The following is a 16786-nucleotide window of genomic DNA, read 5'->3' as shown; positions in this document are numbered from 1 at the left end:
GGGGGAGGGTCAGCGGGAGGATTTGGACGCAGCGGCGGTCGCCATCGCGTAACGGGCGAACTGCGCACCACAGCCGACGATGCCGAGTCCACCGAGCGCGAGCAGCACAATGTCGGTGCCGGCGGGAACCGACGACGCGTCGATGACACCGTTTCGCAGCAATAGGCCTGCGACGATGAGCAGCGCCGCGACCGTATCGACCGCGATCAGCCACTTCGGAAACGGCAGTACGGACGGCTGTTCAGGCATGGCGGGCGTCGGCAGCAGTTAGACCGCTATAATAGCCGGCTTCCCTTCTCAGCTTGCGCCTTAAGGCGTCTCTTCGCATGTCTATCGAACGCCTGCGCAACATCGCCATCGTCGCTCACGTCGACCATGGCAAGACCACCCTCGTCGATTGCCTTCTCAAGCAGTCCGGCACGTTCAACGAGCGCACCGTGCTCGCCGAGCGCGTCATGGACAGCAACGACCAGGAAAAGGAACGTGGCATCACGATCCTTTCCAAGAACACCGCGATCACCTGGAACGGCAATCGCATCAACATCGTCGACACCCCGGGCCACGCCGACTTCGGTGGCGAGGTCGAGCGCGTGCTGTCGATGGTCGACTCGGTGCTGATCCTCGTCGACGCGATGGACGGCCCGATGCCGCAGACGCGCTTCGTCACGCAGAAGGCGTTCGCGATGGGCTTCAAGCCGATCGTCGTCGTCAACAAGATCGACCGTCCTGGCGCGCGTCCGGACTGGGTGATCGACCAGGTGTTCGACCTGTTCGACAAGCTCGGCGCGACGAACGAACAGCTCGACTTCCCGATCGTGTACGCATCCGCGCTGCACGGTTACGCCAGCCTCGACGACAGCGCGCGCAGCGGCGACATGACCCCGCTCTACGAAGCGATCATGAAGCACGTGTCGCCGCCGCAGGTCGATCCGGATGGCCCGTTCCAGATGCGCATCAGCCAGCTGGATTACAGCAACTTCGTCGGCCTGATCGGCGTCGGCCGCGTGCAGCGCGGCAAGGTGCGCACGAACATGCCGGTGAGCGTGGTCGATCGCGAAGGCAAGAAGCGCCAGGGCAAGGTGTTGCAGGTGCTCGGCTTCATGGGCCTTGAGCGCATCGAAGTGCCGGAAGCCGAAGCGGGCGACATCATCGCGATCTCCGGCGTGCAGGACCTCAGCATTTCCGACACCGTGTGTGCTCTTGACGCACCCGAGGCGCTGCCGGCGCTGACCGTCGACGAGCCGACCATCTCGATGACGTTCCAGGTCAACAACTCGCCGTTCGCCGGTAACAAGGATCTGTCGGGCGGCAAGTTCCTCACCAGCCGCCAGCTGCGTGAGCGCCTCGAGCGCGAGACGCTGCACAACGTCGCGCTGAAGGTCGAAGAAGGTTCGGACCCGGACAAGTTCCTTGTGTCGGGTCGCGGCGAACTGCACCTGTCCGTGCTGATCGAGAACATGCGTCGCGAAGGTTTCGAACTCGCGGTGTCGCGTCCGGAAGTCATCATCAAGGAAATCGACGGCCAGATGATGGAGCCGGTCGAGCAGCTGGTGGTGGACATCGAGGAAGTGCACCAGGGCGGCGTCATGGAAAAGCTGGGCACGCGTAAGGCGCAGCTGAAGAACATGGAATCGGACGGCAAGGGTCGCGTACGTCTGGACTACATGATCCCGGCGCGTGGCCTGATCGGCTTCCAGAACGAATTCCGCACGCTCACGCAGGGTTCGGGCCTGCTGTTCCACGTGTTCGATCATTACGGCCCGAAGGAACAGGGCGCGATCGCCAAGCGCATCAACGGCGTGCTGATCGCCAATGCGCCGGGCGCGACGCCGGCGTATTCGCTCGGACCGCTGCAGGAGCGTGGCCGTCTGTTCGCGGCGGAAGGCGACATGGTCTACGAGGGCCAGCTCATCGGCATCCACTCGAAGGACAACGACCTCACGGTCAACGCCATCAAGACCAAGCCGCTGACCAACATGCGCGCTTCGGGCAAGGACGATGCGATCCAGCTGAGCCCGGCGATCAAGTACACGCTCGAGCAGGCGCTGGACTTCATCGAGGACGACGAACTCGTCGAAGTCACGCCGAAGGAAATCCGTCTGCGCAAGAAGTTCCTGACGGAAACCGACCGTAAGCGTGAGTCGCGCAAGGGCTGAGTCGGTACACTCCCGCCGGTGACGGACCACCCCCGCCCGTACAACACGAATCCGCGCGCCCATCCCGGGTTGCGCGCGATCGCACTGGTCGAAGGCACGAAGGGCCTGCTCGCGCTATTAGCTGCGAGCGGGCTCGAGATCCTGGGCCCGCTGCCGCTGCGCAGCGCGGTCCACGTGCTGATCCGGCATTTCGAACTGAGCTCGACCGACGGCCCGCTGGCCTGGCTCGCGAATGCGATCAGCCCGGGCGCCGTGCATGCGACCGCGGCCATCGCCTTCGTCTACGGCGTGCTGCACGCGGTCGAGGCCTGGGGCCTGTGGCGGGACAAGGTCTGGGCGTCGCTGCTGGGCTGCCTGGCCGCGGCGATCTACCTGCCGTTCGACGTCTACGCGCTCTGGCACCATCCCGGCTGGCCGGCGATCAGCGTGCTCGTCATCAACGTCGTCGTGGTCTACGTGCTCGCGCGTGATCTGATCCGACGCCGAGCCCGCTTGCCCGGCTGACCGCATCGTTGGATGCTGGCGTGTCCCTCTGGAGACCGCCATGCGCCTCGCTCCGCCTGCCCTTCTCCTTGCAGCCGCACTCGCCGGTTGCGCCACCTCTCCGAAGACCGAGCCCGACACGGGCGGCCCGACGATGACGGTCACCGCGCCGTCCGCCACGAGCTTCCATTTCCCGTTCGAAGACGCCGACATCGCCACGCTGTCCGCGCGCATGGCCAAGGGCGAGCTGACCAGCCACGCGTTGACGCAGTCCTACCTCGACCGCATCGCCGCGATCGACGACGGCGGCCCGCGACTCAACGCGGTGCTCGCGCTCAACCCGAACGCACTGCGCGAAGCCGACGCGCTCGACGCCGAACGTCGCGACGGCCACGTGCGCGGGCCTTTGCACGGCATCCCGATCCTGCTGAAGGACAACATCGACGCGACGCCGATGGCGACGACCGCGGGCTCGCTCGCGCTCTCCGACAATCGTCCGTCGCACGACGCGTTCCTCGTCAAACGCCTGCGCGAGGCCGGCGCGGTGATCCTCGGCAAGACCAACCTCAGCGAGTGGGCGAACTTCCGCTCCACGCGCTCGATCTCCGGCTGGAGCGGCGCGGGCGGCCAGACGCGCAGTCCGTATGCGCTCGATCGCAACCCCTGCGGCTCGAGTTCCGGTAGCGGTGCTGCCGCAGCGGCGAGCCTCGCGTCGGCAGCGATCGGCACCGAGACCGACGGCAGCATCATCTGCCCGGCGTCGGTGATGGGCGTGGTCGGTTTGAAGCCCACGGTGGGGCTGGTGAGCCGCAAGGGCATCGTGCCCATCTCTGTCAGCCAGGACACCGCGGGGCCGATGGCGCGCAGCGTCGCCGACGCCGCGGCCGTGCTGACCGCGATCGCCGCACCCGACTCCAAGGACCCGGCCAACGGCGGCAAGTCGCGGCCGAAAGCCGTCGACTACACCGCGCACCTGAAACCCGACGCGCTCAAGGGCGCGCGCATCGGCGTGCTGCGCAAGAGCGCGGGCTACCACCCGGAGGTCGACGCCGCCTTCGATCGCGCAATCGCCGCACTGAAGGCCGCGGGCGCGGTGGTGGTCGACGCATCGATTCCGACCGCAGGCAAATGGGACGACGCCGAAAACACCGTGTTGACCGCCGAGTTCCGCCCCGGCCTCGAGTCCTACCTCGCCCAAGCCGATGCGCCGGTGCGCCACCTGCGCGACATCATCGAGTTCAACAACACGCACGCCACGCAGGAGATGCCCTACTTCGGGCAGGAACTGTTCGAGCAGTCGATGAAGGCGCCGGCGTTGTCGTCGTCGCAATACAAGACCGCACGCGACAACGCGCGTCGGCTCGCCGGGCCGGAAGGCATCGATGCAGCGCTCAAGCGCCAGAAGCTCGATGCACTGATCGCGCCGTCGACCGGCCCGTCGTGGCGCATCGACACGGTACTCGGCGATCACTTCAGCGGCGCAGGCTACGGCGCCGCGGCGGTCGCGGGTTATCCGAGCATCAGCGTGCCGATGGGCGACGCGCATGGTCTGCCGCTCGGCCTTGTCTTCCTCGGCAAGAAGTGGAGCGAGCCACGCCTGATCGAACTCGCGTATTCGTTCGAACAGGCGACGCATGCGCGCACCGCGCCGCGTTACCTGCACACGATCGACGACGTCGCCGCTTCGCACTGACGCGTTAGGACGGGCCGATCGTGCGCCGTGCGCGCACCACGTGCACGACGTTGGCGACCGCAAGCGCGCCGGTGACCGAAGCGGGCACGACCAGCACGCCCGTGCCGTAACGGCCGTACAGCGCAGCGGCCACCAGCCCGCCGGCAAAGAATCCGCTGATGACGGCGACGCAGAGCAACACTCGTCCACGATCGAAGCGTTCGCCGCGCAGCACATGCCCGAGCGCCATGCCGAGGTCGGTGAACATGCCGGACACGTGGCTCGTGCGCACGACTGCGCCGCTGTAGGCCGTCGTCATTGCGTTCTGCAGCCCACACGCGCCGGCCGCGAATGCAAGCGCGGCGACCGGCCAGCGACCGCTCGCGGCATGCGCGAAAAGAAGCAGCATCGACACTGTCGCCAATACCGCGCCCTGTCGACGCCCGAGACGCAAGGCGTCGGGAAGCATCACCGCGCCAGCCAGCGCCGCCCCTGCGACGAACGCGACGACGACGGCGAGCAGCTTGGTGATTTCGATCGCATCACCGGCGACGAGCGACGTCGCGAGCAGCGTGGTCGCACCCGTCAGGTGGGAGACGGACTGACGCGCAACGCTGAGCAATCCGACCGCATTCACCGCACCCGCAGCGAACGCCAGCAACCACGCGACCGGCCAGACCCACCGCGGCAGACGGCCGATCATTCGGACGCCACGACGGTCGCGGCGATCCGACGCGTCACACCGGTGCGGAGATCTGCGTCTGCTTGCGCACGATCAGCATCGCGATCTCCAGCGCCTGCTCGTAGTTGAGGCGCGGGTCGACGCTGCTGCGATACGCGCGCTCGAGATCGATTTCCTTGAGCTCGCGCGCGCCGCCGAGGCATTCGGTCACGTCTTCACCGGTGAGTTCGAGATGCACGCCACCTAGGCGCGTGCCGGCCGCGGCATGCAGGTCGAACGCGGCTTCGACTTCGCCCGCGATGTTCGCGAAGCGACGCGTCTTGTACCCGTTCGCCGTCGCCTCGGTGTTGCCATGCATCGGGTCGCACACCCACAGCACGCGGCGGCCGTCGCGACGCATCGCTTCGAGCAGCGGCGGAAGCTTGGTCGCGATATGCGATGCACCCATGCGATGGATGAACGTCAGGCGCCCGGCTTCGTCTTCCGGGTTCAGCACGTCGACCAGCTTGATCAACATGTCCGGCGTCACCGACGGCCCGATCTTCACCGCGATCGGATTGCGGATGCCGCGCAGGAATTCGACGTGCGCGCCGTCGATCTGCGCCGTGCGCATGCCGATCCACGGGTAATGCGTGCTGAGGTCGAACCAGCCCCAGTTGCGCGGCACCTGTCGAGTCAGCGCTTCCTCGTACGGCAGCAGCAACGCTTCGTGAGAGGTGTAGAAGTCGACGCGATTGAGGTTGTGCACCTCCGCGCCCGACAGCGTTTCCATGAAGCGCACCGCGTCGCCGATCGCGGCGACCATGCGGCGGTACTCGTCGGCGAGCGGCGAATGACCGACCCAGCCGAGGTCCCAGTACTCGGGGTGATGCAGGTCGGCGAAGCCGCCGTCGATCAGCGCGCGGACGAAATTCATCGTCATCGCCGAGCGCGCGTGCGCCTTGATCATGCGGCGCGGATCGGGACGTCGCGCCTCGGGCGTAAATGCCGGCGCGTTGACGATGTCGCCGCGATAGCTCGGCAGGCTGACGCCGTCGATCGTCTCCATGTCGGTCGAACGCGGCTTCGCGTACTGACCGGCGAAACGACCGACGCGCACGACGGGCTTGCGCATGCCGTGCACGAGCACGAGCGACATCTGCAGCAGCACCTTCAGGCGATTGGAGATGACGTCCGACGAACATTCGTCGAAGTTCTCCGCGCAATCACCGCCCTGCAGCAGGAAGCGCTTGCCTTCCTGCGCTTCGGCAAGCTGCTGCTTGAGGCTGAGGATCTCCCACGACGTCACCAGCGGCGGCAGGCGGCGCAGTTCCGCCAGCGCCGACTCGAACTCGCCGGCGTCCGGATACTGCGGCATCTGCATCGCCGGGCGCGCGCGCCACGACTGCGCGTTCCACTCGCGCGGAAGCGACACGGCCTGCAGGTTGTCGTTGCTCGCCATCTACCTCACCTTCGACGGAACGCGACGAACGCGATCCAGAGCGCCAGAACCACGAAACACACCAGCGTCCACACCGGCATGGATTGGCCGAGGAACGTCCATTCGATCTTGGCGCATTGTCCATCACCGGTCAGCACTTTGCGGACGAGCTGGATGAACGGCAGCGTTTCACGCAGGAACGCGAACGGCGGCCCGCATGACGGCACCTGGTCCGGCGGCAGGTGCTGGATCCAGACGTGACGACCGGCGATGCCGATGCCCGCGAGCGCTGGAATCAGTGCGACGAGTCCCCAGGCACGACGCGCGCCCGGCCGCTTGGGACCGGCGAGTCCGCCGATGAGGAAGATGACGCCCAACGACATCACTGCGATCCGCTGGAAGATGCACAGCGGACACGGCTCGAGCTTGAGCACGTGCTCGGCGTATAGCGCGTATGCCATCAGCGCGCAGCAGGCGACGAAACCCAGCAGGAACTGGGTGCGGAACGAAGCGCGGAACGGATTGAGAGCCATAAGGCGACGTGATCCCCGTGATCCGGCCATGGTCGCAGGGCGACGCGCGGGACGCAAAGCGCGCGAGGGAATGAGGTTCATCGTGATTCGTGCAGCGAGGCGAGCCGCTCTGCGCAGAAGGCGTCGCACGCGGGCTTTGATCCACGCTCTCCACAACGCAAAAACCCCGGCGCTAGCCGGGGTTTCTGTCGCGACCGACGACCTTCGTCGTCAATCGATATTTCGGTACTACTTACTGCGCCGCATCCGGACGGTCGACGAGCTCGACGTACGCCATCGGAGCATTGTCGCCAGCGCGGAAGCCGCACTTCAGGATGCGCAGGTAACCGCCCGGACGCTCGCGGTAACGCGGGCCGAGCTCGATGAACAGCTTGCCCACCGCTTCCTTGTCACGCAGGCGCGAGAAGGCGAGGCGGCGATTGGCCACGCCGTCGGTCTTGCCGAGCGTGATGAGCGGCTCGGCAACGCGGCGGAGCTCCTTGGCCTTCGGGAGCGTGGTACGGATCAGGCCCGTCTTGATCAGCGACGCGGCCATGTTGGTGAACATGGCATCGCGGTGAGCGCTGGTGCGGCTGAACTTGCGGCCGGCTTTCTGGTGGCGCATGGCGATCGATTCCTAAGTGAATGTTGGAACTGCTGGATTTCGCTGTCGCCATCCCGGCGTTGACGCTGTGGACTGCGGATGGTCCGGATCCGGTCGTCCTGACCGGATTGCCGCGGGCTTATGCGCCCGTCGGATGGAGCGGGATCCCACCGTTGGGGGTGGGATCCGGTGCTTGGACGCCGGAGCGTCCGAGCGGGTCTTGCTACGTGGCGTCCGAGGTGCAGCGCTACGTCGTGTTGCTTCATCGAAGCTGGAGGAGCGGGCAACGAGGGAAGCTAGTTCTCTCGTTGCCCTGACTGCGCCAGCGGCGCAGGCGTTCGTCGCCGCAGAGCGCGTTCGCGCTCTAGCGGCGGCGACTCACCCCATCATTCCATGCGACGCGATGCCGGCCGGCGGCCAGTTCTCGAGGCGCATACCGAGCGCAAGGCCGCGCTGCGCGAGCACTTCCTTGATCTCGGTGAGCGACTTCTTGCCGAGGTTCGGCGTCTTGAGCAGCTCGACTTCCGTCTTCTGGATCAGGTCGCCGACGTAGTAGATGTTCTCGGCCTTGAGGCAGTTGGCCGAACGAACCGTCAGCTCGAGATCGTCGATCGGACGCAGCAACAGCGGGTCAACACCACCGGTCGCCGGCTTTGCAGCGCCGCGCTCGCGGTGCGTGAAGTCGCCGAACACCGACAGCTGGTCGGTGAGGATGTCGGCCGCAGTGCGGACTGCTTCCTCGGCGTCAATCGTGCCGTTGGTTTCGATGTCGAGAACCAGCTTGTCGAGGTCCGTGCGCTGTTCGACGCGCGCGGCTTCCACCGCGTAGGCGACGCGACGGACCGGCGAGAAGCTCGCGTCCAGCATCAGGCGACCGATGGCGCGGGTCTCCTCGTCCGGACGACGACGCGCGGCGGCCGGCTGGTAGCCGTAGCCACGCTCGATCTTCAGACGCATGTTGAGCGCGGTGTCCTTGGTCAGGTGCGCGACAACGTGTTCCGGATTGATGATCTCGACGTTGTGGTCGGTGCGGATGTCACCAGCGGTGATGACGCCCGGGCCCGACTTGTTGAGCGACAGCATCGCGCTGTCACCCGTGTGCATGCGAATCGCGACGTCCTTGAGGTTCAGCAGAACCTCGAGCACATCCTCTTCGAGGCCTTCGACCGTGGTGTACTCGTGGAGCACGCCATCGATCTCCACCTCGGTAATTGCGAACCCGGGGATCGACGAAAGCAGCACGCGGCGCAGCGCATTGCCGAGGGTATGACCGTAGCCGCGCTCGAGCGGCTCGATGACGACCTTGGCGCGATTGCCGGTGAGGCGCTCGATCTGGGGACCACGCGGGCGCAATACCTGGTTGGCGGTAACCGTCATGTTGTGGCTTCTCCTGGGGGCCGACGTCGTCACGCCGGCCCGGATGAAATTACTTCGAGTACAACTCGACGATGAGCGCTTCGTTGATGTCGGCCGGCAGGTCTGCACGGTCCGGAACCGACTTGAAGACGCCGGCGAACTTCTTCGCGTCGACTTCAATCCACGAGGGCGACAGATCCATCTGCTGGGCGACCGTCAGGGCCTCCTGCACACGGAGCTGCTTCTGCGCGCGCTCGGCGAGCGCGATCGCGTCCCCCGCCTTCACCTGGTACGACGGCAGATTGACGATCTTGCCGTTGACGGTGACGCCGCGGTGGCTGACGAGCTGGCGAGCAGCCGCGCGGGTGACCGCGAAGCCCATGCGATAGATGACGTTGTCGAGACGCGTCTCGAGCAGCTGCAGCAGGTTCTCACCGGTGTTGCCCTTCCGGTTCGAAGCCTTCTTGTAGTAGTTGCGGAACTGACGCTCCAGCAGGCCGTAGATACGCTTGACCTTCTGCTTCTCGCGAAGCTGGGTGGCGTAGTCGGACAGCTTGCCCTTGCGGGCGGTGGCGCCGTGCTGGCCGGGCTTCTGCTCGAGCTTGCACTTCGAGTCGAGGGCGCGGGCCGGCGACTTCAGGCTGAGGTCGGCGCCTTCGCGGCGCGCGAGCTTACAGGTAGGACCGATATAGCGTGCCATGTCTTATTCCTCCTCAGACGCGGCGCTTCTTCGGCGGACGGCATCCGTTGTGCGGGATGGGCGTCACGTCGATGATGTTGAGGATCTTGTAGCCGACGTTGTTGAGCGAACGTACGGCCGACTCACGACCCGGACCCGGGCCCTTGATGCGGACTTCCAGCGCCTTGACGCCGTAATCCATCGCAGCGCGACCGGCCTTTTCGGCGGCGACCTGCGCGGCGAACGGGGTCGACTTGCGCGAACCGCGGAAACCCGCGCCGCCCGACGTCGCCCACGACAGCGCATTACCCTGGCGGTCGGTGATCGTGATGATGGTGTTGTTGAACGAAGCGTGGACATGCGCGATGCCGTCAGTGACGACGCGCTTGATCTTCTTCTTCGGAGCTTTCGCGGCAGGCTTGGCCATGTCGGTTCCTTACTTCTTGATGGCCTTGCGCGGACCCTTGCGGGTACGAGCATTGGTCCGGGTGCGCTGACCACGCAGCGGCAGGCCGCGGCGGTGGCGGAGGCCACGGTAGGAACCGAGGTCCATCAGGCGCTTGATGGCCATGCCGATCTCGCGGCGGAGGTCGCCCTCGACCACGAACTTGCCGACTTCGCCACGCAGGCGCTCGACTTCCGGCTCGGACAGGTCACGGATCTTCGTCGTGGGCTTGACGCCCGCCGACTCGCAGACCTGCTTGGAACGGGTACGGCCGATGCCGTAGATGCTCTGCAGCCCCACCCAGACGTGCTTCTGGGCAGGCAGGTTTACACCTGCAATACGCGCCATGAGGCGATCTCCAAACTGAAATGCGCCCGGCTCGCGCCCGGCGGTGAACTCTCGAGAAAAAACCCGAAATTGGTGTGTCCCGGCTTGCTTGGAGCCGATGCGGCGAACCGCTTCGACCCGGCATGGGGAGTGTGCCCATGCTCCGGCGACGAACCCCGGCTGTACCGGACACTGCGGCGAACCGCCCTGCCCGGCCCCGCGCGCTCCTCAGGCACGCGTATGGCCAAGGGTCCACCCGTGCGCGGGACTGCCGCCCGGGTCGCCCATGTGCGGTGCCGACTCGAGGGTCGACGTACCGCGTCGTGTTTCGTTTCGCCATCCCGGCCGGGATTCAAACCGATCGGCCATCCTGGCCTGGAGCAGCAGGCGCCACTCAGCGCGCCATTATGCCATCAAAACGCGAGCTGTGCAGCCGGCGTGAGGACTGCAAGCGGCCGGGTCAGCGGCCGCGGTTGCCGCCGCGAAGATTCGCCTTCTTGAGCAGGCTTTCGTACTGGTGCGACATCAGGTGCGCCTGGATCTGCGCAATGAAGTCCATCACCACCACGACCACGATCAGCAGCGACGTGCCGCCGAAGTAGAACGAGGTGCCGAGCTGCGTGCGCATGATTTCCGGCAGCAGGCAGACCAGCACCAGATACACGGCGCCGGCAGCCGTCAGTCGCGTCAGCACGCCGTCGATGTAGTCGGCGGTGGCGCGGCCCGGACGGATACCCGGAATGAGCGCACCCGACTTCTTCAGGTTCTCGGCAGTTTCCTGCGAGTTGAAGACCAGCGCCGTGTAGAAGAACGCGAAGCCGATGATCAGCGCGGCGTACAGAATCATGTGCAGCGGTTCGCCCGGCGACAGCATCTGGCTGAGCTTGAGCAGCCACGACTGCGAGTTGTTCTGGCTGAACCAGGTCGCCGCGGTCGCCGGGAACATGACGATGCTCGACGCGAAGATGGCCGGGATGACGCCCGACATGTTGAGCTTCAACGGCAGGAACGACGTCTGGTTCTGGTAGGCGCTGCGACCACCCTGGCGACGAGCGTAGTTCACCGTGATCCGGCGCTGGCCGCGCTCCACGAACACCACGAAATACGTGAAGCCGAGGACCAGCGCGAGCGTCATCAACGCGGCCGGCGCACTGATGTCGCCGTCGCGGATCTGGCCGAACATGTTGATTACTTCGGCCGGGATGCGCGACACGATGCCGGCGAAGATCAGCAGCGAAATGCCGTTGCCGATGCCGCGCTCGGTGATCTGCTCGCCGAGCCACATCAGGAAGACCGTGCCGGCCGTCAATGCGACGACCGCGGTGATGATGAAACCGGGACCACCCGCGTACACGACCGGCGTGCCGCCCGGTGCGGTCGCAGTCTGCAGCCAGGTCGCGATGCCCCACGCCTGGAACACGGCGAGCGGGATCGTGCCGAGGCGCGACCACTGGTTGATCTTGCGCCGACCCGATTCGCCTTCCTTCTGGATTGCCTTCAGGCTCGGCACCATCTGCGTGAGCAGCTGGACCACGATCGACGCCGAGATGTACGGCGCGACGTTCAGTGCGAACAGGCTCAGGCGATGCAGTGCACCGCCCGAAAACATGTTGAACATGTCGACGATCGTCCCCTGACGGGTCGACATGAAGTCGACCATCGCCTGGGGATTCACGCCCGGGACCGGGACGTAGCAGCCGATTCGATAGACGATCAGCGCCGCGACGACGAACAGAAGTCGCTGGCGAAGCTCGGTGAACTTACCGACGCCGCCACCGAGGCCGGCCATCGAATTGCTGCTACGCGCCATCAGGCCCTTACTCCGAAATCGAACCGCCAGCGGCTTCAATCGCCGCCTTAGCGCCTGCCGTTGCCGACACGCCCTTCAGAACGAACGCCTTGGTGACGTCGCCCTTCTTGACGATCTTCACCTTCTTCACGTTCGGCGCCACGAGACCTGCCGCCTTCAACGAAGTGATGCTGATTTCGCCGGCTTCAAGACCTTCCAGTGCGTACAGCAGCACTTCGGAAGATTCCTTCGCCGTGGTCGAACGGAAACCGATCTTCGGCAGGCGACGCTGCATGGGCATCTGACCGCCTTCGAAGCCGGCCTTGATCTTGCCCTTGCCCGAACGCGCGAACGAACCCTTGTGGCCGCGACCACAGGTCTTGCCCAGGCCGGAACCGATACCACGACCGACGCGCTTGCGTTCGGTACGGGCGCCGTCGCCGGGCTGCAATGTATTCATACGCATGGTCGATTACTCCTCGACGCGAACGAGGTAGTGAACCTTGTTGATCAGGCCGCGTACCTGCGGGCTGTCCTTCAGTTCACGAACATCGTTGATCTTGTTGAGACCCAACGCGCGCACCGACAGACGATGAATCGACTGCGTGCCGCGAAGACCCTTGACCAGACGGACCTTGACGGTGCCGCCCTCGACAGCCTGGTTCTTAACCATGGACCAGATCCTCCACCTTCTTGCCGCGCTTGGCCGCGATCTGCGACGGCGACCGGACGTCGGTCAGGCCGCGCATCGTGGCGCGCACGAGGTTGATCGGATTACGCGATCCGACGGCCTTGGCGAGGACGTTCTTGACGCCGGCCACTTCGAGTACCGCACGCATCGCGCCGCCGGCGATGACACCGGTACCTTCGGACGCAGGCTGCATGAACACGCGTGCCGCGCCGTGGCCGGCCTTGACCGTGTGCCACAACGTGCCGTTGTTCAAATCAACCTTCACCATCGACTTGCGCGCATGCTCCATCGACTTCTGGATCGCGACCGGCACTTCGCGCGCCTTGCCGTAACCGAAACCGACCTTGCCGTTGCCGTCGCCCACCACCGTCAATGCGGTGAAGGTGAACTGGCGACCGCCCTTGACCGTCTTGCTGACGCGGTTCACCGCGATCAGCTTTTCGATCATGCCGTCGTCGACTTCCTCGCGGTTGCGATCACGATCGCGACCGCGCTGCTGACGTTCTTCTGCCATGTTGATTCTCTGTAGTGAAAGGATTTGCGGCGTGGCCGCTTATGGTTGTGTGTTATCGCGGGTGCATCGACGGCGCGGGAATCCGCGCCGTCGCCCGGTGCGCGACTGCACCGGCAGGCCGAACGGCGAAGCCGTTCTTAGAACTGCAGGCCACCTTCGCGGGCGGCATCGGCGAGCGCCTTGATGCGGCCGTGATAGCGGTAGCCCGAACGGTCGAATGCGACCTTCTCGATGCCGGCGGCCTTGGCCTTCTCGGCGATCGTGCGACCGACCTTGGTGGCGGCGTCAGCGTTCTTGCCGTTCTTCAGGCCGTCACGGACGTCGGACTGGAGGGTCGACGCGGATGCGAGGACCTTCGAGCCGTCGGACGAGAAAATCTGGGCGTACAGGTGCTGGCCGGTGCGGAGCACCGACAGGCGCGGCACGCCGAGCACACGGATGTGCGAGCGGGTCGACTTGGCGCGGCGAAGGCGAGCGATTTTCTTAAGCATGGTCTTGTCCTCGAAAGCTGAAGGCGGAAGGTCCGGCGCCGCGTTCGGCGGCGCCCGGCCGGATTAGGCCTTCTTGGCTTCCTTACGAATGATCACTTCGCCCGCGTACTTCACACCCTTGCCCTTGTAGGGCTCCGGCGGACGGAAGCCACGGATCTTGGCGGCCACTTCACCGACGAGCTGCTTGTCGGTGCCCGCGACCAGGATCTCGGTCTGCGTCGGCGTGGTGATGGTGATGCCTTCCGGCGCCGGGAACACGACCGGGTGCGAGAACCCCAGCGAGAGGTTCAGGTCCTTGCCCTGCATCGACGCGCGGTAGCCGACGCCGACGAGCTCGAGCTTCTTCTCGAAACCGTCGGAGACACCCTTGACCATGTTGGCCAGGATGGCGCGCAGCGTACCGGTGAGCGGGATCAGCGCGGCATCCGGCGTCGTGAACACGGCGGTGCCGTCTTCGATCTTGACGTCGATGGCGACCGGCTTCGGGACGCTCAGCGAGCCCTTCGGACCCTTGGCACTGATCGACTCGGGCTGGATGTTGAGCTCGACACCCTTCGGAAGGGCGACCGGCTTCTTGGCAACTCGGGACATGTCGATTCCTCCCTTAAGCCACGACGCACAGGACTTCGCCACCGACGCCCTGCTGGCGCGCCTGCGAGTCGGTCATGATGCCCTTCGAGGTGGAGATGATGGAGATACCGAGGCCGTTGAGCACCTTCGGAAGCTCACCCTTGCCGCGGTACTGGCGACGGCCCGAACGCGAGAAGCGCTCGAGACGCTCGATCACCGGACGGCCTTCGTAATACTTCAGCGCGATTTCGAGCTGGGTCTTGCCCGGGCCCGCTTCAGCGGTGCGGAAGTCGAGGATGTAGCCCTCTTCCTTCAACACGCCGGCGATCGCGGCTTTGATCTTGGACGACGGCATCGTAACCGTCTGCTTCCGAACAGCCGCCGCATTCTTGATGCGGACCAGCATGTCGGCGATGGGATCAGTCATGCTCATGAGAGTTTCCTTATGAGAAGCACCGATATCCGCGGGATTGCGAATTTCAGTTGTAAGCCGCAGCGAGTCGCCCCGCCGCGGTGAAGCCGACTATGTTACCAGCTCGCCTTGCGGAGGCCGGGCACATCGCCGTTCATCGTTGCCTTGCGAAGCATGTTGCGGCCGAGGCCGAACTTGCGATACACGCCACGCGGACGGCCCGACAGCGCGCAACGGTTGCGCTGGCGCGACGGCGAGGAGTCACGCGGCAGCTTCTGCAGCTTGACGACCGCGTCCATCTTGTCTTCGTACGAAGCGGTGTCGCTGGCGATGATCTTCTTGAGCTCGTCACGCTTCGCGCCGTAACGCTTGGCGAGCTTCGCGCGCTTGATCTCGCGGTTGACCATGGAGGTCTTAGCCATGTGTGTCGTCCTTAGGGATCAGTTGCGGAACGGGAAGCGGAAAGCTTCGAGAAGGGCCTTGGCTTCGGCGTCGGTCTTCGCGGTCGTGGTGATCGCGATGTCCATGCCGCGCAGCGCGTCGACCTGGTCGAAATCGATTTCCGGGAAGATGATCTGTTCCTTGACGCCCATGTTGTAGTTGCCACGGCCGTCGAACGACTTGCCCGACACGCCGCGGAAGTCGCGGACGCGCGGAAGCGAGATGTTCACAAGGCGATCGAGGAACTCGAACATCTTGGCGCGGCGCAGGGTCACCTTCGCGCCGATCGGCCAGCCGTCGCGGATCTTGAACGAAGCAACCGACACGCGGCTCTTCGTCACGATCGGCTTCTGGCCCGCGATCTTGGTCATGTCCGCGACCGCGTTTTCCAGGATCTTCTTGTTGGTCGCCGCTTCACCGACGCCCATGTTGAGCGTGATCTTGTCCAGGCGCGGCACTTCCATGACGTTCTTGTAGCCGAACTTCTGGATGAGCTGCGGGACGACTTCGTCCTTGTAGAACTTTTCGAGACGGGTGGTCATTTCTGCATTCCTCAGGCGTCAACCGCCTCACCGCTGGAGCGGAACACACGCAATTTGCGTCCATCCTCCAGCACCTTGAAAGCAACGCGCTCGCCCTTGCCCGTCGCCGGGTTGAGGACCATCACGTTGGACGCGTGGATCGGCGCTTCGCGCTCGATGACGCCACCGGGCTGACCCGCCTGCGGGTTCGGCTTGGTGTGGCGCTTGACCACGTTGACATTGGACACGACGACCTTGTCGCCGAGCACGCGGACGATCTCGCCCTGCTTGCCCTTGTCCTTGCCGGCTGTAACGACCACCTGGTCGCCCTTGCGGATACGGTTCATGAATTTTCCTCCGCTCAGAGAACTTCAGGGGCGAGCGACACGATCTTCATGAACTTTTCGGTACGCAGCTCGCGCGTAACCGGTCCGAAGATGCGGGTGCCGATCGGCTCCTGCTTGTTGTTGAGCAGCACGGCGGCATTGCCGTCGAAACGAATCAGCGAACCGTCGGGACGACGGACGCCCTTGCGGGTGCGCACGACGACGGCGTCATAGACGTCGCCCTTCTTCACCTTGCCGCGCGGAATCGCGTCCTTGACGGACACTTTGATGATGTCACCGATGCCGGCGTAACGGCGCTTCGAGCCGCCCAGCACCTTGATGCACATCACTTCCTTTGCGCCGGAATTGTCGGCCACGTCGAGGTAGCTCTGCATCTGGATCATGATTAGCTCTCCTCTTAACCGGCCGCGCGGGTGACGACCTGCACCACGCGCCAGTTCTTGGTCTTCGACATCGGCGCAATTTCCTGCAGGCGGACGATGTCGCCCTCGTTGCAGGAGTTGTCGGCGTCATGCGCGTGCAGCTTGGACGAGCGACGGATGTACTTGCCGTACAGCGCGTGCTTGACCTGGCGCTCGATGAGCACGGTTACGGTCTTGTCCATCTTGTTGCTGACGACGCGACCTTCGACCGTGCGAATTGCCTTCTCTGTATTGTTGTCGGTCATGGCGGGT

At 65.0% G+C, this 16786-nt stretch carries 24 protein-coding genes; 3 read left to right on the top strand and 21 right to left on the bottom strand.

The window, feature by feature from the left end; genetic code table 11:
* Positions 1–9: 9 nt before the first annotated feature.
* Complete coding sequence (locus ACVWZN_RS00605; protein ID WP_027082437.1) at positions 10–249, bottom strand: hypothetical protein; 240 nt, start codon at positions 247–249, stop codon at positions 10–12.
* Positions 250–326: 77 nt separating this feature from the next.
* Between ACVWZN_RS00605 and typA the strand changes: the two genes are divergently transcribed.
* From typA to ACVWZN_RS00590, 3 genes are read left to right on the top strand one after another with little or no spacing between them, the layout of a single operon-like run.
* Positions 327–2156 (top strand): translational GTPase TypA, encoded by a 1830-nt coding sequence (typA, locus tag ACVWZN_RS00600; protein WP_027082436.1) that lies wholly within the window; start codon positions 327–329, stop codon positions 2154–2156.
* Between the two features lie 18 nt (positions 2157–2174).
* Positions 2175–2660: a DUF2127 domain-containing protein gene (locus ACVWZN_RS00595; RefSeq protein ID WP_036141743.1), complete on the top strand. Its 486-nt coding sequence runs from the start codon at positions 2175–2177 to the stop codon at positions 2658–2660.
* A gap of 40 nt (positions 2661–2700) precedes the next feature.
* Entirely contained in the window at positions 2701–4332 is a 1632-nt protein-coding gene (locus ACVWZN_RS00590; protein WP_456952179.1) for an amidase, read from the top strand.
* Positions 4333–4336: 4 nt separating this feature from the next.
* Here the strand turns inward: ACVWZN_RS00590 and ACVWZN_RS00585 are convergent, their stop codons facing one another.
* The 20 genes from ACVWZN_RS00585 to rpsQ all read right to left on the bottom strand — a co-directional run bounded on the left by ACVWZN_RS00585 (position 4337) and on the right by rpsQ (position 16779).
* Positions 4337–5014 (bottom strand): YoaK family protein, encoded by a 678-nt coding sequence (locus ACVWZN_RS00585; RefSeq protein WP_456952178.1) that lies wholly within the window; start codon positions 5012–5014, stop codon positions 4337–4339.
* 34 nt (positions 5015–5048) lie between these two features.
* The gene (locus ACVWZN_RS00580; RefSeq protein ID WP_456952177.1) at positions 5049–6434 is read right to left on the bottom strand and encodes a class II 3-deoxy-7-phosphoheptulonate synthase; all 1386 of its coding nucleotides are present in this window, start codon (positions 6432–6434) and stop codon (positions 5049–5051) included.
* Between the two features lie 5 nt (positions 6435–6439).
* The gene (locus ACVWZN_RS00575) at positions 6440–6946 is read right to left on the bottom strand and encodes a disulfide bond formation protein B (RefSeq protein WP_456952176.1); all 507 of its coding nucleotides are present in this window, start codon (positions 6944–6946) and stop codon (positions 6440–6442) included.
* A gap of 232 nt (positions 6947–7178) precedes the next feature.
* A complete protein-coding gene (rplQ, locus tag ACVWZN_RS00570; protein WP_115647003.1) occupies positions 7179–7550 on the bottom strand; it encodes a 50S ribosomal protein L17 in 372 nt (123 codons plus the stop codon).
* A gap of 357 nt (positions 7551–7907) precedes the next feature.
* Positions 7908–8906, bottom strand: coding sequence for a DNA-directed RNA polymerase subunit alpha (locus ACVWZN_RS00565; protein ID WP_027082431.1), 999 nt, complete (start codon positions 8904–8906; stop codon positions 7908–7910).
* Positions 8907–8955: 49 nt separating this feature from the next.
* The gene (rpsD, locus tag ACVWZN_RS00560) at positions 8956–9585 is read right to left on the bottom strand and encodes a 30S ribosomal protein S4 (protein WP_027082430.1); all 630 of its coding nucleotides are present in this window, start codon (positions 9583–9585) and stop codon (positions 8956–8958) included.
* Positions 9586–9598: 13 nt separating this feature from the next.
* On the bottom strand, positions 9599–9991 hold the full coding sequence (gene rpsK / locus ACVWZN_RS00555) for a 30S ribosomal protein S11 (RefSeq protein ID WP_027082429.1): 393 nt from the start codon (positions 9989–9991) through the stop codon (positions 9599–9601).
* Between the two features lie 9 nt (positions 9992–10000).
* Positions 10001–10357: a 30S ribosomal protein S13 gene (gene rpsM, locus ACVWZN_RS00550; protein WP_027082428.1), complete on the bottom strand. Its 357-nt coding sequence runs from the start codon at positions 10355–10357 to the stop codon at positions 10001–10003.
* A 439-nt stretch (positions 10358–10796) separates the two neighbouring features.
* Positions 10797–12125, bottom strand: coding sequence for a preprotein translocase subunit SecY (gene secY / locus ACVWZN_RS00545; protein WP_456954669.1), 1329 nt, complete (start codon positions 12123–12125; stop codon positions 10797–10799).
* A 28-nt stretch (positions 12126–12153) separates the two neighbouring features.
* On the bottom strand, positions 12154–12591 hold the full coding sequence (rplO, locus tag ACVWZN_RS00540) for a 50S ribosomal protein L15 (RefSeq protein ID WP_027082426.1): 438 nt from the start codon (positions 12589–12591) through the stop codon (positions 12154–12156).
* A 6-nt stretch (positions 12592–12597) separates the two neighbouring features.
* On the bottom strand, positions 12598–12798 hold the full coding sequence (gene rpmD, locus ACVWZN_RS00535) for a 50S ribosomal protein L30 (protein ID WP_027082425.1): 201 nt from the start codon (positions 12796–12798) through the stop codon (positions 12598–12600).
* A complete protein-coding gene (gene rpsE / locus ACVWZN_RS00530) occupies positions 12791–13330 on the bottom strand; it encodes a 30S ribosomal protein S5 (protein ID WP_036141738.1) in 540 nt (179 codons plus the stop codon). The genes rpmD and rpsE overlap by 8 nt, the downstream gene beginning before the upstream one ends.
* Positions 13331–13467: 137 nt before the next feature.
* Positions 13468–13821, bottom strand: a complete 354-nt coding sequence (rplR, locus tag ACVWZN_RS00525; protein WP_027082423.1) for a 50S ribosomal protein L18 — start codon at positions 13819–13821, stop codon at positions 13468–13470.
* A gap of 63 nt (positions 13822–13884) precedes the next feature.
* Positions 13885–14412, bottom strand: coding sequence for a 50S ribosomal protein L6 (rplF, locus tag ACVWZN_RS00520; protein WP_027082422.1), 528 nt, complete (start codon positions 14410–14412; stop codon positions 13885–13887).
* Between the two features lie 13 nt (positions 14413–14425).
* Entirely contained in the window at positions 14426–14824 is a 399-nt protein-coding gene (rpsH, locus tag ACVWZN_RS00515; protein ID WP_027082421.1) for a 30S ribosomal protein S8, read from the bottom strand.
* A 95-nt stretch (positions 14825–14919) separates the two neighbouring features.
* Positions 14920–15225: a 30S ribosomal protein S14 gene (gene rpsN, locus ACVWZN_RS00510; RefSeq protein WP_027082420.1), complete on the bottom strand. Its 306-nt coding sequence runs from the start codon at positions 15223–15225 to the stop codon at positions 14920–14922.
* Positions 15226–15243: 18 nt separating this feature from the next.
* On the bottom strand, positions 15244–15786 hold the full coding sequence (gene rplE / locus ACVWZN_RS00505; RefSeq protein ID WP_027082419.1) for a 50S ribosomal protein L5: 543 nt from the start codon (positions 15784–15786) through the stop codon (positions 15244–15246).
* Between the two features lie 11 nt (positions 15787–15797).
* Positions 15798–16112: a 50S ribosomal protein L24 gene (gene rplX / locus ACVWZN_RS00500; protein WP_027082418.1), complete on the bottom strand. Its 315-nt coding sequence runs from the start codon at positions 16110–16112 to the stop codon at positions 15798–15800.
* Between the two features lie 14 nt (positions 16113–16126).
* Positions 16127–16495 carry a 50S ribosomal protein L14 gene (gene rplN / locus ACVWZN_RS00495; RefSeq protein WP_027082417.1) on the bottom strand — a complete coding sequence of 123 codons (369 nt, stop codon included), beginning with the start codon at positions 16493–16495 and terminating at the stop codon, positions 16127–16129.
* Positions 16496–16509: 14 nt separating this feature from the next.
* Positions 16510–16779: a 30S ribosomal protein S17 gene (gene rpsQ, locus ACVWZN_RS00490; protein WP_027082416.1), complete on the bottom strand. Its 270-nt coding sequence runs from the start codon at positions 16777–16779 to the stop codon at positions 16510–16512.
* Between the last annotated feature and the right edge of the window lie 7 nt (positions 16780–16786).

The sequence above is a fragment of the Lysobacter sp. HA35 genome, from assembly GCF_054061195.1.
This window is presented reverse-complemented; position numbering and strand designations above follow the sequence as displayed.

Bases quoted from the DNA above. Each gene is read 5' to 3' on its own strand.
- ACVWZN_RS00605 (WP_027082437.1), bottom strand. From the start codon at position 249: ATGCCTGAACAGCCGTCCGTACTGCCGTTTCCGAAGTGGCTGATCGCG.
- typA (WP_027082436.1), top strand. From the start codon at position 327: ATGTCTATCGAACGCCTGCGCAACATCGCCATCGTCGCTCACGTCGAC.
- ACVWZN_RS00590 (WP_456952179.1), top strand. From the start codon at position 2,701: ATGCGCCTCGCTCCGCCTGCCCTTCTCCTTGCAGCCGCACTCGCCGGT.
- ACVWZN_RS00585 (WP_456952178.1), bottom strand. From the start codon at position 5,014: ATGATCGGCCGTCTGCCGCGGTGGGTCTGGCCGGTCGCGTGGTTGCTG.
- ACVWZN_RS00580 (WP_456952177.1), bottom strand. From the start codon at position 6,434: ATGGCGAGCAACGACAACCTGCAGGCCGTGTCGCTTCCGCGCGAGTGG.
- ACVWZN_RS00575 (WP_456952176.1), bottom strand. From the start codon at position 6,946: ATGGCTCTCAATCCGTTCCGCGCTTCGTTCCGCACCCAGTTCCTGCTG.
- rplQ (WP_115647003.1), bottom strand. From the start codon at position 7,550: ATGCGCCACCAGAAAGCCGGCCGCAAGTTCAGCCGCACCAGCGCTCAC.
- ACVWZN_RS00565 (WP_027082431.1), bottom strand. From the start codon at position 8,906: ATGACGGTTACCGCCAACCAGGTATTGCGCCCGCGTGGTCCCCAGATC.
- rpsD (WP_027082430.1), bottom strand. From the start codon at position 9,585: ATGGCACGCTATATCGGTCCTACCTGTAAGCTCGCGCGCCGCGAAGGC.
- rpsK (WP_027082429.1), bottom strand. From the start codon at position 9,991: ATGGCCAAGCCTGCCGCGAAAGCTCCGAAGAAGAAGATCAAGCGCGTC.
- rpsM (WP_027082428.1), bottom strand. From the start codon at position 10,357: ATGGCGCGTATTGCAGGTGTAAACCTGCCTGCCCAGAAGCACGTCTGG.
- secY (WP_456954669.1), bottom strand. From the start codon at position 12,125: ATGGCCGGCCTCGGTGGCGGCGTCGGTAAGTTCACCGAGCTTCGCCAG.
- rplO (WP_027082426.1), bottom strand. From the start codon at position 12,591: ATGCGTATGAATACATTGCAGCCCGGCGACGGCGCCCGTACCGAACGC.
- rpmD (WP_027082425.1), bottom strand. From the start codon at position 12,798: ATGGTTAAGAACCAGGCTGTCGAGGGCGGCACCGTCAAGGTCCGTCTG.
- rpsE (WP_036141738.1), bottom strand. From the start codon at position 13,330: ATGGCAGAAGAACGTCAGCAGCGCGGTCGCGATCGTGATCGCAACCGC.
- rplR (WP_027082423.1), bottom strand. From the start codon at position 13,821: ATGCTTAAGAAAATCGCTCGCCTTCGCCGCGCCAAGTCGACCCGCTCG.
- rplF (WP_027082422.1), bottom strand. From the start codon at position 14,412: ATGTCCCGAGTTGCCAAGAAGCCGGTCGCCCTTCCGAAGGGTGTCGAG.
- rpsH (WP_027082421.1), bottom strand. From the start codon at position 14,824: ATGAGCATGACTGATCCCATCGCCGACATGCTGGTCCGCATCAAGAAT.
- rpsN (WP_027082420.1), bottom strand. From the start codon at position 15,225: ATGGCTAAGACCTCCATGGTCAACCGCGAGATCAAGCGCGCGAAGCTC.
- rplE (WP_027082419.1), bottom strand. From the start codon at position 15,786: ATGACCACCCGTCTCGAAAAGTTCTACAAGGACGAAGTCGTCCCGCAG.
- rplX (WP_027082418.1), bottom strand. From the start codon at position 16,112: ATGAACCGTATCCGCAAGGGCGACCAGGTGGTCGTTACAGCCGGCAAG.
- rplN (WP_027082417.1), bottom strand. From the start codon at position 16,495: ATGATCCAGATGCAGAGCTACCTCGACGTGGCCGACAATTCCGGCGCA.
- rpsQ (WP_027082416.1), bottom strand. From the start codon at position 16,779: ATGACCGACAACAATACAGAGAAGGCAATTCGCACGGTCGAAGGTCGC.